The sequence below is a fragment of the Bifidobacterium xylocopae genome, assembly GCF_003315615.1.
Classification (GTDB): Bacteria; Actinomycetota; Actinomycetes; order Actinomycetales; family Bifidobacteriaceae; genus Bombiscardovia; species Bombiscardovia xylocopae.
This window is the reverse complement of sequence record NZ_PDCH01000001.1, coordinates 114,026-126,905: the sequence shown is the minus strand read 5'-3', so window position 1 is coordinate 126,905 and position 12,880 is coordinate 114,026. Positions and strand designations below refer to the sequence as shown.

13 protein-coding genes and 1 tRNA gene are annotated in these 12,880 nt (G+C 60.6%); 6 read left to right on the top strand and 8 right to left on the bottom strand.

The genetic code is table 11. From position 1 onward, the window contains the following. Positions 1–4 precede the first annotated feature (4 nt). Positions 5–682 (top strand): O-methyltransferase, encoded by a 678-nt coding sequence (locus CRD59_RS00530; protein ID WP_161522237.1) that lies wholly within the window; start codon positions 5–7, stop codon positions 680–682. Positions 683–773: 91 nt separating this feature from the next. Here the strand turns inward: CRD59_RS00530 and CRD59_RS00525 are convergent, their stop codons facing one another. Together CRD59_RS00525 and CRD59_RS00520 are read right to left on the bottom strand one after the other, a co-directional pair. Then, positions 774–1,568, bottom strand: a complete 795-nt coding sequence (locus tag CRD59_RS00525) for an LOG family protein (protein ID WP_113852649.1) — start codon at positions 1,566–1,568, stop codon at positions 774–776. A gap of 108 nt (positions 1,569–1,676) precedes the next feature. After that, positions 1,677–1,982 carry a YhbY family RNA-binding protein gene (locus CRD59_RS00520; protein ID WP_113852648.1) on the bottom strand — a complete coding sequence of 102 codons (306 nt, stop codon included), beginning with the start codon at positions 1,980–1,982 and terminating at the stop codon, positions 1,677–1,679. Between the two features lie 535 nt (positions 1,983–2,517). Between CRD59_RS00520 and CRD59_RS00515 the strand changes: the two genes are divergently transcribed. Beyond that, complete coding sequence (locus CRD59_RS00515; RefSeq protein ID WP_113852647.1) at positions 2,518–3,087, top strand: Ltp family lipoprotein; 570 nt, start codon at positions 2,518–2,520, stop codon at positions 3,085–3,087. Positions 3,088–4,107: 1,020 nt separating this feature from the next. Here CRD59_RS00515 and CRD59_RS08315 read toward each other — a convergent pair. Then, entirely contained in the window at positions 4,108–4,272 is a 165-nt protein-coding gene (locus tag CRD59_RS08315; protein WP_161522236.1) for an uS9 family ribosomal protein, read from the bottom strand. A 159-nt stretch (positions 4,273–4,431) separates the two neighbouring features. Here CRD59_RS08315 and CRD59_RS00510 point away from each other — a divergent pair, with 159 nt between their 5' ends. The 3 genes from CRD59_RS00510 to CRD59_RS00500 all read left to right on the top strand — a co-directional run bounded on the left by CRD59_RS00510 (position 4,432) and on the right by CRD59_RS00500 (position 6,906). After that, positions 4,432–5,256 carry an oxidoreductase gene (locus tag CRD59_RS00510; protein ID WP_113852646.1) on the top strand — a complete coding sequence of 275 codons (825 nt, stop codon included), beginning with the start codon at positions 4,432–4,434 and terminating at the stop codon, positions 5,254–5,256. A 96-nt stretch (positions 5,257–5,352) separates the two neighbouring features. Continuing rightward, complete coding sequence (locus CRD59_RS00505; RefSeq protein ID WP_113852645.1) at positions 5,353–6,267, top strand: helix-turn-helix domain-containing protein; 915 nt, start codon at positions 5,353–5,355, stop codon at positions 6,265–6,267. Positions 6,268–6,516: 249 nt separating this feature from the next. Continuing rightward, entirely contained in the window at positions 6,517–6,906 is a 390-nt protein-coding gene (locus CRD59_RS00500) for a hypothetical protein (RefSeq protein WP_113852644.1), read from the top strand. Between the two features lie 520 nt (positions 6,907–7,426). On the opposite strand, the gene CRD59_RS00495 is transcribed toward CRD59_RS00500, so the two are convergent. Then, positions 7,427–7,500 (bottom strand) — tRNA-Arg (locus CRD59_RS00495). Between the two features lie 311 nt (positions 7,501–7,811). Between CRD59_RS00495 and CRD59_RS00490 the strand changes: the two genes are divergently transcribed. Beyond that, positions 7,812–8,492: a hypothetical protein gene (locus CRD59_RS00490; RefSeq protein ID WP_113852643.1), complete on the top strand. Its 681-nt coding sequence runs from the start codon at positions 7,812–7,814 to the stop codon at positions 8,490–8,492. 65 nt (positions 8,493–8,557) lie between these two features. Here the strand turns inward: CRD59_RS00490 and CRD59_RS00485 are convergent, their stop codons facing one another. Genes CRD59_RS00485 through CRD59_RS08075 form a run of 4 tightly spaced genes read right to left on the bottom strand, consistent with a single transcriptional unit; the run spans position 8,558 to position 12,848 of the window. Next, the gene (locus CRD59_RS00485) at positions 8,558–9,331 is read right to left on the bottom strand and encodes a TlyA family RNA methyltransferase (protein WP_113852642.1); all 774 of its coding nucleotides are present in this window, start codon (positions 9,329–9,331) and stop codon (positions 8,558–8,560) included. Positions 9,332–9,341: 10 nt separating this feature from the next. Then, complete coding sequence (locus CRD59_RS00480; protein WP_113852641.1) at positions 9,342–9,557, bottom strand: hypothetical protein; 216 nt, start codon at positions 9,555–9,557, stop codon at positions 9,342–9,344. Further along, the gene (locus CRD59_RS00475; RefSeq protein WP_113852640.1) at positions 9,550–10,620 is read right to left on the bottom strand and encodes an HAD-IIA family hydrolase; all 1,071 of its coding nucleotides are present in this window, start codon (positions 10,618–10,620) and stop codon (positions 9,550–9,552) included. Before CRD59_RS00475 ends, CRD59_RS00480 begins: the two co-directional genes overlap by 8 nt. Next, on the bottom strand, positions 10,617–12,848 hold the full coding sequence (locus tag CRD59_RS08075) for a tetratricopeptide repeat protein (RefSeq protein WP_201736506.1): 2,232 nt from the start codon (positions 12,846–12,848) through the stop codon (positions 10,617–10,619). Before CRD59_RS08075 ends, CRD59_RS00475 begins: the two co-directional genes overlap by 4 nt. Positions 12,849–12,880: the final 32 nt, after the last annotated feature.

Genomic DNA, 12,880 nt, shown 5'->3' with positions numbered 1-12,880 from the left:
GAATATGAACAGGACTTCCTACACCAACCACGCCAAGGCTTGGCAGTATGCCGAAGCCTGCGAGCTCAACGCTGAACCCGACTATCTGCAGGCCGTGAGGAAGCAGGCCGTGCAGGCCGGTTTCACACAGGGGTCCGTGGCCCAAGGCGCTTTCCTGAAAATCGTCGCCCAGGCCAGCCATGCGCGCTCCATCATCCTGGTAGGCACAGGTTCCGTGGTCGAGGCCCTGAGGCTGATAGACGGCCTGGGCGAGGAAGGCCAGTTCACCGCCGTCGACTCCTCCCCCCAGGGGGCCGATCTGATACGGCGCGCCTTCCGGTCGGCCGACATCGGCCATGGTGTGCGCCTGCGTGCCGTCAATGTACGGGCGAGGACTTATTTCCCCCGTCTCAATCCCCGTGACTATGACCTGATCGTCGTGGCCGGTGACGAATCCAACTACCGTGACGCCATGGCGGAGGCTCCCCGCCTCCTGCAAGCCAATGGGCAGATCATCTTCACCGACATCATGTGCTATCAGGAGGACGAGGAGGCCGGCGGGGTGATGAACGCAGCGAACCGGTCCCCACGTGCGGTGCTCCTCCGTCAGCTGGTGGAAGACTGCCAGCAGACCCAGGGCGTGGATTTCGACTCATGCCTCCTGCCAATCGGCAGCGGGGTCCTGCTGGCTTCCAAACGCTGAGGGCATTCAGCCCCGTATCGCCGTTCTCTTCGGATGGCCACCGTGAGCGCAATGGCCCCTCAGCTCCGCACGGTCAGCGCTCACCCAGCCATCACCTACCGGGCCGACCCTGCCCTAGGACCACGCGTACGGCTTCTTCCGGGTCATCCGTACGTACCAGCAGGTCCGGATCCAGGTCCGAGATCATCCCTCTCTTGCGCACGGTCGTGCTGATCCAGTCGAACAGGCCCTCCCAGTATGCGGTGTCGAAGAGCACGATGGGCGTGCGGGTCACCTTGTTGGTCTGAACAAGGGTCAACAGTTCGAACATCTCATCCATGGTGCCGAAGCCACCCGGGCAGACGATCACTCCGGACGAATACTTGACGAACATGGTCTTGCGTACGAAGAAATAGCGGAAGGTCATGCCCAGGTTCACCCACTGGTTGATGCCCTGCTCGTGGGGAAGCTCGATACCCAGCCCCACCGACTTGCCACCGGCCTCGGCTGCGCCTCTGTTGGCCGCCTCCATGATGCCGGGGCCGCCGCCGGTGATTACGGCCATGCCCTGCTGGGCGATGTCGTGCCCCATGCGCCTGGCCGCCTGATAGGCCGGGTCATCGCTCCCGGTACGCGCGGAACCGAAGATGGCCGCCGCCGGTCCCAGCTCGGCCAACGCCCCGAATCCGTCTACGAACTCGGCTTGGATGCGCAGCACCCGCCAGGGGTCCATGTGCAGCCAATCGGTGTCCTTATCAGGCGTGAACAGACTGGTGTTTGAGTTGTCCTGTGGAATCATGGGCCCCCGCATGATCACTGACCCCCGATGGTAGGTCGGCCCGAACGGCGTTCCGTCTTCCGTGCCCCGCTCCCCTGCCGGCCGTAACCGCTCGTCCGCTTCCGTCATCCTGGTCCTCCTTCGCCCCGTTTCCCTTCGTTGTCTTCGTCCGCCCAACCCGGCTCCGGCTTCGACGCTTCAGCCGCTGCCGCAGGACGAGATGGCATGCCCGACCTGTCAGCCGCGGACCAACCGGATGGGTTTGAGACCTTCCTTGTCGCTGGCGCGGTAAAGGACGAAACGACGTCCGATCACTTGCACAAGCTCGGCTTCCAGCTGCCCGGCCAGAGCCTCTCCGGCCTCACGTGCATCGACTGGCCCGCCGTCATGCACGACGGCTTTGACCAGCTCATGGGCGTCCAAGGTCTCGGAGGCCTGCTTGGCGGCCGCCGCCGTCACGCCCTCTTTGCCGATCCACAGGGTCGGGCCGGTCCCGTTTGCCAGGGCCCGCAGCTGCTTGACCTGTTTCTTGCTCAACGCCATGCGTCCGCTCGCTTTCCAAACCGTCCGCCGAACCGGTGGACCCGACAATGCATACTTACTATTCCTACTCCATCGCCCCTACTATCCATCCCATCCACCGGTGGGCGTGCCGAACGCTGCAGCCAGAGGGCACGGCAGTCCTTCCTCCCACCGATCCTCAACGCCGATCGGCCCAGGTGCCTGCTGCTGCACCGGGCGAGCAGGGGGTGGTTGGTCTCAACGATGTCCGGAATGCCACCAAAGGATACGCTGAGAAGAACGGCATTCGGTTCTGTCCCGGCTGCGATGAACGCATAGGTGTGGAGCCGTCTTGTGCGGCCGCTTCGACAGGAGCTCCGCCGGGGCGCTGCATGCCTCCAGCCGAAGCCCGCCCACATGGATGGCATGTCCACCAGCGAAACGGCCTGCCGTCCGTCCCGGCGCCCTGCAACTCGGCTGGACGGCTTCGGACCCCACGTCGAGTTAGGATAAGGCAGGTGGCCCTCATACGTCAGATGGCCTAAGAACACGAAGCGAAGAGGAGACACGCGGCCCTATGTCCATCCCTCCTTCCCAGCATGCCAGTCCTTGGTGGACCAGCGAACCTCGCCAGAGGCATGCCCGTGGATGGAAGATAGTGCTGGTGCTCGTGGCCCTCGCCGGCTTCCTGATCTGGCAGAGCGGTGTCGTCAACTGGCAGGCAGTGGGCCGCGCCATAACCCATTCACCAGAGCCGACGCGGTCGACAGCGGCGCCCAAACGCAAGCACGCACCGGTGCCCACCCCCCTGCCAGCCTCCTATAAGGAAGCCGCGGTCAAAGCCCAGCAATACGTGGACTCCATGCATTTGTCCGAGGAAGGCATCCGCGACCAGCTGACCGGCAAACGCGACCACTACTCGCAGTGGGCCGCACAGTATGCAATCGAACATGTAACCGCAGACTACCCGGCGAATGCGCTCATAATCGCGAAGGACCTCCAGGGGCAGGGTGTGCAGGACCCGGAGGCCATGATGAAACGGCTGACCAGCAGCAAGTACAAGTTCACCCCTGCCGACGCCGAATACGCACTCCGCCAGCTCTACCCTCCGCAAATCGTGGATTCCGTTCTCAGCGAGGAACAGTAGAGACAACCCTGGCCACAGTGCGTGCAGGCAAAAATCGGCTACGGCTACCACCACCGGGGCCAGCGACAGCGAGTCTGGGACCTTCGTACGGAGGACGATAGCAAAGAGTCCTACAGGCCATGGCCTGTAGGACTCTCATCACGGGTGCGCCAGACAGGATTCGAACCTGCGACCTGCTGTTGAGAAAGGCTGCTGTACGTGTACATGCTAGCTGCCTTAACTGTTGCTAATAGCGACTGGAATACTTCCGATGCTAGCACATTCCAAGTACTAACTGATACGAGCTGAAACGGGTACGTTAGTGCATCAATGTGCCCGATTGAATTCAGCTGCCGTCTTTTGACAAACTCGGGTTATGTAGCAAATAGTGTGGTTTATGGTGTAAGTTTTCAGATGTATGGGGTTAGGCGGTTCGCCCGGACCATTCTTTGCTGGCGGAAAGTCCTTCCTTGGTGATGGTGGCTGTCCCGTAGGTCGATGGCGGGTTAAGTAGCAGAATGTGTTGTAGTGTGTCAAAGCGATTACACTATTTGGCTGCTGTCCGGCCTGGTTGAGTATGAACGGGGATGAGCCATGAGCTTCAAGCGGGAAGCACGGTTGGTGTCTGGCACCTCCATGATGTATTTTCAGTGTTGTTAGCAGCCCCACTGTTTCTATCTTCTTTCGGGGCTGGATGTTTTATATGTTACAGCAGTTAGGTCTCGCCCGACAGTACTCAATTCAGGAACTTTCCCAGTCGCGCAGCAGGCAAGGCCCGTGTTTACGGCTGGTGGTGTGCAGACTGCAACTGTAGCGTTGCAAACGCTGCCGGGCCGTACTGGTGCGCCTGTTCATGTGCATGGGTAACCCGCACACCCAGCAGGGCCGGGTGTGTTTCGATCTGGTCGTCATTGCCCCATCAAACGGAAACAGATACCTCGACAAGAAACTTATTACCCGTCCAACTACAAATTAACCCTAGACGCACCTACTTCTACTTCTGTAAGACCAAACCAGCATCTCAATCCACATATTCTGTTCCTACAGCCCTATTCTTGCGCTCGACCACACGGCGTCACAGGTCAGGAAACCGGCCTTCTTCAGGGTGACGAGGTTGGCATCAGGGTCAATGGCGTTCAGCGTACCGGCAACGCCGGGACGGAGGACTTCAGCCTGGCACAGGAAATGATGGATCAGTTGAAACATCTGACACCAACATACGAAACGAACAGTCAAAATGTCCACGTTTTCTACATGACTCGATACATTGGCGCGTACTGATATAACAGTGACGTCATTAGGTATATACATGTCAGCCTTGGTGATTTTATAATCAAGATATCACCATATATCAGGGAGGTCATCGTGAAAGTTGTGCTCATTACTGGGGCAAGTAGTGGTATCGGTTATGAGACAGCTGAGTTGCTGGCCAAGCGCGGGTACAAGGTTTACGCAGGGGCTAGGAGAACGGAACGGATGCATGACCTTGTGCAGCTGGGGGTAACACCACTTAGCCTTGATGTGACCAATGAGTCGTCGGCCAGAGAGGCCGTGCATACTGTCATAGAACAGGAAGGACGAATAGATGTCCTTTTCAACAATGCGGGTTATGGCTCTTATGGTCCCATTGAGCAGGTGAGTTTGGACGAGGCCCGCAGGCAGCTCGATGTCAATGTGCTTGGAGTCGCGCTCATGAGCAAATTGGTCCTTCCTCAGATGAGGAAACAGGGCCAGGGCAGAATCATCGTCACATCCTCTGTCGGAGGTAGACTCACAAGCTATCTCGGAGGCTGGTACCATGTATCCAAGTTTGCTTTAGAGGCCTTGTGCAACTCCATACGCATGGATGTGGCAGACTTCAACATCCAAGTCTCGGTCATAGAACCAAGTGGAGTGATGACCGAATGGGGTTCCATAGCAGCTGATCATCTGTCCGATACCGGTAAAGACAGTCCCTACGAGTCCACGACCAAGCAAGTGGCTGATTATTACCGTCAAATGTATTCCAAACCGTCAGCACTGGTCAATGATCCTAAGAGCATTGCACAAATAGTTCTCAAGGCGATAGAGGCTAGGAAGCCCAAGACGCGTTATCAGGATTCTCTTGCAGCAAAGACCAGCATACTCATGTCCCGATTGCTGCCCAGCCGTGCCTTAGATTGGATAATGAAACAAACCGTCTTACGCTAATCTTACGCTAAGATATAGCTCGTGCGAATAACTCTTTCTCGGCAATTTCGAGATTTCACTAATGCGATTAACCTGCCCCTGACACAACTTACGGATATGACAGGGGTACCCAGCCTTGACTTACGTGATGAGGTAGAGCTGGATGAATCCCAATATCAGGCTCTTCTAAGCGCTCTTGATGGGAGGGTGAGCGACGAACAGATCATTGCAATTAGTGATGTGAAGCAGGTTGGGATGTTCATGCCACCCTTTTTCGCTGCCCTATGTGCCCCCAATGCCATTGAAGGTTTCCGCCGCTTTGCTCTGTATAAAAGGCTGGTCTGCCCACTAGAAATGACCTTGACCCTCGACTATGACCAGATTGTTATCCATGTGGGATACGACGGACTCGATGGACTAATACCAAGATTTGCGCTGATCAGTGAGCAGGCCGCACTTGTCGGTCTTATCCGAACCGGAACCGGCAAACATATACTACCCATAAGAATCGCATCCCCTTACAGCTACAGCCCGGTATTGATGAGACACTTTGGTATGCGTCCCACGAAGGCGGCGTTTAATATCCTGGCTTTCTCCATGCAGGACATGCAGACACCTTTCCTCAGCAGAAACAATGTGATGTGGGAATACCTGAAATCCGGATTAGACGAACGTCTAGAAGATCTGTCAAAAGGTGACTGTCTGACCTATCAAGTCGAGCGTGCGCTTATGCACTTCATACCTGGAAACCAGCACACACTCAAGAATGTGGCTTCACGATTAGGGGTCAGCCCACGTACCCTTCAACGACGTCTGAAGTCAAAAGGCACCAGCTTTGCCGCTCTCACCGCACAAGTCCAGCAGCACCTGGCCACCGACTATCTTAGTCAGGGTGACCTAACTGCCGCTGAAGTGGCACATCTGGCTGGATATCGAGATGTATCTTCCTTTTCGCGTGCCTTCAAACGATGGACTGGGCAAAGTATAACCAGCTTCAAGGATGAGCGACGAGCACCGGAACAAGGCAAATGATGAGAAGCAAAGACGTCCATAAGGCCCGTACGACAAAGACGTGGAGTTTTCACAATAAATATGTCATCCATGCCCATAGGAATTGATCGCGTTGTGTGTGTTGTGAGTTTGGCACTGTAGCAACAAATCTGTCTGGGGGGGGGGGGGCTGACAACTACCTGCCGGTCCACCGGCGTGGCCACACGGGTGAATGCCGGACGCCTGGCGTCCTTGAGGCTGTTCCTGTAATGGGTGTCGGGAAGGCGCTCCATGGCCGACCTGGCCGCGGACGCCGGGGCGAGCCGGTGGACCCTGGCCAGGTGCATGTCCTGGTGCTGGGACCTGGAACCCGCCCTGCCCCCGGTGCTCGACAGGCACCACAGCCTGACCTTCGACGGGACCTACCTGGCCCATGGCTGGTGCCTGCTGGTCCTCGCCGACGCCAGGAGCCGGCCCCTGGCCGTCCATTGGTGCGACAGCGAGAGCCGGGCCTCCTACCGGGCCCTGTTCCATGGCATGCCCGCACCCGATGCCCTCACCTGCGACGGTGACAGGGGCTGCCTGGCCCAGGTCAAGGTCAGCTGGCCCGGCACCCGGGCCCAACACTGCCTGGCCCAACGCCTGACAAGGGTCAGGGATCCGCAGGGTGCCGCCTCCTAGCTGGCTCCGCTCAACCAGTGGCACCTGGAACACGGCCACACCATCAAGGAGAGGACCTTGGCCTCAAGGGACCCCCACCATCCCAAGGCCATCGCCGGCAGGAAGTGGCGGTACACTCACGAACGGCTGCAGCGAGGAGCACATGAGACGCATCGTGGAACGGACCATATACCTGGCCAGCCCCGACCCCATGTCCGTCATGAGACCAAGACCCCAAACCCACAACCACACACAAGCGGCAAGAACACCCTTCACCCTACGGCACCGCCACCATCGCCGATGAGGGACTGTGCACCAGGAAAGGATGGGCCGACAGAAGCTACCTGACCCCAACACACCCGAAACAACCCAACCATTAGACACACATTCTGCTACTTAACCCCCCGATGTGGCGGACCTTATCAGCCGCAACACGGTGCGGCCGGAGTGAGCCCGGAAGGACCCTGCAGATACGATATGCCCGATTCCTAAAACAAGAATGGTTCCAAGGCTTACAAGCCTTGGAACCATTGCCTTCTCGTGCGCCAGACAGGATTCGAACCTGCGACCTGCTGATCCGTAGTCAGCTGCTCTAATCCGCTGGGCTACTGGCGCATGCCACCACGGTAATTTGCTTACCGCGACAACTCCACCATATTAGCGCACCCAACGGCTTCCATCAACTGGGTGTGTCGTCTCATGCCCGTCCCACAACTATGAAAATTATGAGCAGAAAATCCCTCACTCTGCATAATTGTCAACTATTCCCAGGTTCCCATTATATAAATCAATAAGAATATCTTCGCACCTGCACGGGAGCAGGGTGAGCGAGACTTGACGATATCCAAGCGAACATAAACGGCAGGTGGATGCAGGGGGGGCATCCGTCAGTCCTGACGGTAATCAATAGGAGTACGGATAAAACCATGCACAACCTCACACTCTTGCACGGTGGGACTGTCAGACGTGGCGCGTACGGGCACATCAAGACGGGTGGCCGCGTCTATATCGAACCAGGTACCAGTTTTCAATCCCTGCATGTGACCGGCGACACGATCTGCGTGGATATCCACGGCGGCTCGATCAAAGTGGACGGCTCCCTGCAACTGCCAACCGGCGTACTGAAGGTCGGGACGCTGTCCGGACATGGCCGGATCCTAGGAAGGGGGACGATCCGAGCCGCCAAGCTCGATTTCCAGGGTCTGCTCCGCACGGAAGGGGACATCTATGTCAAACAATCTTTCACCTTCCAAGGGCTCATGCAGGGACAGCAACGGGTCGTGGCGCGATCCATCGACATCCTCGGCGTGGCCGAAGCCTCGACGATGATAGCCAGCCATATCCGCATCCGCAACATGCACCCCAAGGTGGTGCCCCTGGAGCATATCAGATGGATGGTCAGGGCCTCGAAAGTCCGAGCCATCACCTGTCAAAGGGCGGAGATCCATAAATGCATCTGCCGCATACTCCACACCTGCAGGGCCGACCTGCGCGAGGGGTCCTTCGTACACGAGGCTGTCTGCTTGGCCACGATGACCACCGACAAGTCCTCGGCCGCAATCCTCATCACGGGGGCGCCGAAGCGCCTGCACGTCGCCGGACACTAGGCACCGGTACAGGCGCCGCCAAGGGCTTCGTCCGGAGTGTCAGGCGAGGCGGGTTTCCACCCAGGTCAGTCCAGACTCAGCCAGAGCAGGTATTCCTCGTTGCCATGGGCGCCCGCTATCGGCGACGGCGCCTGGCCTCGTTCAATGAAGCCATGGGCCCGGGCGCTCGCCTTCACCCGGGCCAAAGCCTCCTGCCGGCGCCCGGCTTGGCGTACCACGCCTCCGTGTCCCAAACCGCTGCGACCAACCTCGAACTGGGGCTTGACCAGAAGGATGACCTGGGCGCCCCGGGCCGCAACGCGGTCAATTACCGGGATCACATAGGTCAGGGAGATGAAAGACACATCGGAGACCACATAGTCCGGACGGTATGGCAGATCCCCTGCCTCGACCTGGCGGATGTTTACTCCGCTGAGTTCATGGACACGGTCGTCGGCGGCCAGGCGGCCGTCCAACTGGTCATGGCCGACATCCAGGGCGATCACGCTGGCCGCACCCCGGCGTAGCAGCACATCGGTGAAGCCGCCGGTAGAGGCTCCGATATCAAGGCAGAGCCGCCCCTTGGGTTCCGGCAGGCCGTCCCCGTCGAAGGCTTCGAAGGCCCCCAGCAGCTTGAACGCCCCCCTGGATGCATAATCCTCGCCCTTGTCGGCGACCAGCCGGTCACCAGGCCCGACCAGGTATGAAGGCTTGCGGTGAATCACCCCATCCACCGTGACCGCGCCCTTGCGGACCAAAGCCGCCGCCCGGGAACGGGTACCCACCAGTCCGCGGCGGACCAAAGCCTGGTCCAGACGCGACAGGTCCTCCCGGTCGGCCCGGGTTCCGTCCGGCCCCATGTGCCCACCTTCACTCATCATTGCCGTCCAGACGACCCCGGAGCTCGCTCAGAACGGTCCGGAAGACCTCGACCTGCCGGTCGAGCGGCAGGTCGTCGAGGCCGCGTAATTGCGGAAAGCTTTCCAGGAGCCGCTCTCCATCGGGACCGTCAACCCCACGTTGCCCCTCATCCGCTGGCGTCTGTGCCGTAGCCGCCTTGGGAGCGCTGTTGTCCGGCTCAGTCATGGATATGGAAGGTAGGTAGGGTCAATCCGCTGGGATCCAGGCCCGCGTCCATGACCTCCCAAACCGCGCAGGTCACCGCACGCAAGGCATCGAGTTGGCCTGTCGGGTCGAGTTCATGCCCACTGGTGTCCCGGGCCGTCACTGTTACGGCTCCATCCACGATTCGCGCCTGGCTCCCCCGGCAGCTCCAGGATCCATCCTGTTCTTTGACGGGCTGTGGGTGGGCCTCAAGCAGACCGCGCAGGTCACCCGCTATAAAGCTCGGTCGCTGGTTGGGCGCTGCGGTGATGATCGCCTGGGGCGTGGCCACGCCGGTCAGCACAATCAGAGAATCGTAACCGCCGCGCACAGCCGCCTCAATGTCCGTATCCAGCCGGTCACCGACAGGCAGTGAGGCCGGCTTCGGCACGGGTCGGTCGCCATCGGAAAAGAGCCTGCGGGCCTCATCATAGATAGCGGACTCGGGCTTGCCGGCCGAATCCTCCGGCTCGTGGCCGCTGGCAGCGATGACCGGCAGCTGCAAGGCCCCGTTGCCTGGGGCGATACCATCCTCGCGCGGGATGGTCAGATCCCGATTGGTGACGTAATAGTGGGCCCCCCGTTCAATGGCGTAGGTGGCCTGGTTCAGGTCCTCCAACTTGAGATCGGGATACCAGGACTGTATGACCGCCTGCGGTTCATCCCTATTGCTCTCCACGACCTGCAGACCATTGGCCTTGACTTCGTCGCGCAGATGATCGGAGCCGATGACCAGGACCTTGGACCCGGCAGGCAGATGCTGTCTGAGCATGCGCGCGCCGACGATGCCGGAGGTAATGACCTGCCTATCCTCCAACTCCAGACCGAAGCCGCGTAGCTGGTCGGCGACCACTGACGGGTAGCGGGAGGGGTTGTTGGTCGTATAGGCCATGGCCATACCGTGCCCGACCGCCCGGTCTATACCCTCGGCGGCGTGTTCCACTGGGTCCGCCCCCCGGTAAACGACTCCGTCCAGGTCCAGCAGGGCCAGGGAGTAAGCCTGGCAGAGAGGCTTGTCGCTGCCCTTCAGAAAGGCCTTGCTCATGCCTGGTCATCCTCCTTGTCACTGTCAGCTGATTCGCCGAATGCCAGCGGGGGCACGATCAGCCCGGTGGCAGCGAGAGGCTCTTGCCCGGCCCCGGCCCTGTCCGACTCCAGTGCGTCGGTTTCTGTCCTGACGGCCTGGGAAGCCCCATTCCCGGCCTCATCCGCATGTACGTCAGTCGCCTCCGGATCCGTAGATTGCGTCGACTTGTCAGACCGATTGACGGTCGAGGCGTCCGCTGGAGCGTCGGCGAGATCATGCACATGCGCTGTCGCCAACGGGGCCGAGACGGTCTCCGCGGAGTCAGGACCATCAGACGGTTCGACAACCGACGGGGCCTGGTCCTTGTCTTCCTGCGTTCCCTTAGGGCCGGCGGCGCTCTTCGGCCCGGCGGCCTCACGCGCATCATGGACGCCATCGCCGTCGGAGCCGGTGGACGCAGCTCCGGCCTGGTCGTCGCCCCTTACATCCGGAGTCTGTCCGGCGGCCTCGCCGATACCTGGTTCGGCAGCAGAAGGCACATCCTCGCCGGGCTCGTCCACAGGCTGATAGCTGTAGGGCTCATCCAGACCCTCCAAGGGGATCTCCAGGTCCTCCAGCATCGTCGCGGTCGCGTGTTCCAGGTCATTATCGACGATGATCTCGCCGGTGTCCCCGTCCTCGTCGGCATCGGCGTACTCGGTCTCCAGTCGCGCAAGAACCTCATCCAGCCGCTGGGATTCGTCCCCGCGACCGGCCTGCTCCAGAAGATTCTGCTCGGCCTGGATGGCCCGCATGCGGTAGTCACCGGACAGACCCTTGGCACGCACCAGTTTGCGCACGGTCTCGACGGCCTGGTCCCATAGGCCCAGATCTCCCAACGCACCCGCATAGACCAGGAACATTTCGGCCTTGGATTCGCCCCGCAAGGCCTGCCCCTCGGGTGAGGTGGCCTCCTCTATGGCTTTCCGGGGATGCCCCAACCCACGCTCGCAGTCGGCGATGAAGGGCAAATAGTCCAGGTAGCCGTTCATCCGATAGGCGGTCCTGAACTCACGCAAGGCCAGCTTGTAGTCCCCCTGCCGGTAAGCGACCAGGGCGAGGGTCTCGCGGGAGATGTCCACGCGTGAAGCCTGCTTGGCCACCCACTTGGCGTGGGCCAGGGCCCGCTCAGGGTCGCTTTCCTCCAGGGCATATGCAGCTAGGATGTGCAGGCCCGTGTTCTCGGCGTGCTCCTTGCTCAGGCCACGGAGGCGTTCCTTGTCGTCCTTGGAGAGCATGGACCACTCCAAGCCCTTGGGCATCTTCGGCTCACCCGGCCTGGGATCGGTGTATGGGTTCTGCGAGGGATAGGAAACAGTGCCGTCCGAATTACGCCTGGGACCGTCCTGGAAGTCCCGACCGCGACGTTCGGATCCACGGTCTTGGCGCCGGTCCTGCCAACCGCCTCGGGACCCACCGGAACGCCGATCCTGGCCGCCGCGCCGATTGCGGTCGCCTTGCCAGGAATCGGAACGTCGGTCGTCATGCCTGCGGTCGTCACGACGGTCGTGCTCACGCCCATAGCCGCCCTGCTCCACCCGGCGGCGATCGCCATAGGAGTGCCCACGGCCGCCGTCACGGTAGCCATGGCCCCGGCCACCCCGTCCATCACCCTGCTCGTCACGACCGTTGCCACGGTATCCACCACGGTGATCATCACGGCGGAAACCGCCCCGGCGATCATCATGGTCGCGGTGACCGTAGGGCTTCCTGTCATCGGTATGCCGATAGTTCCTATGGCCGCCCCGGCGATCATCGTCCTGACGGTCCCGGTAGCCATGGCCGCGCTTGTCGCGGTCGTCGCGGCGGAAACCGTCGCGGCGATCATCATGGTCGCGGCGATTATAGGGCTTCCTGCCATCGTCACGGCGGCCGTCATGATTGCGGTAAGCATGCCCGCGGTCGCCCCCACGCTCGTCGTCATGGGCGCGATAGCCCCGGCGGTCGTCGCGGCGTGGCCCACCGCCCCTGTACCCATGTTCGGATCCGGCAGCTCCGTGTCGGTCCTCCCGTCGGTCATCGTAGTGGGTGTATCCATGGCCGCCGTATTGTCCGCCGCCGGAACCATGGCCGCGGTAGCCACCGTGTCCTTGACCGCCCCTGTGGAATCCGCCCTTGCCACTGCCGCCCGAACGTCCATAGCCCGAGTGGGATTTCCGACCATCTCCGCCTGCGCGACCTCGGCCGCCCCTGCCTTCATCTGTCATGTCATGTCCTCATATTCACATGGGGCCGCCGG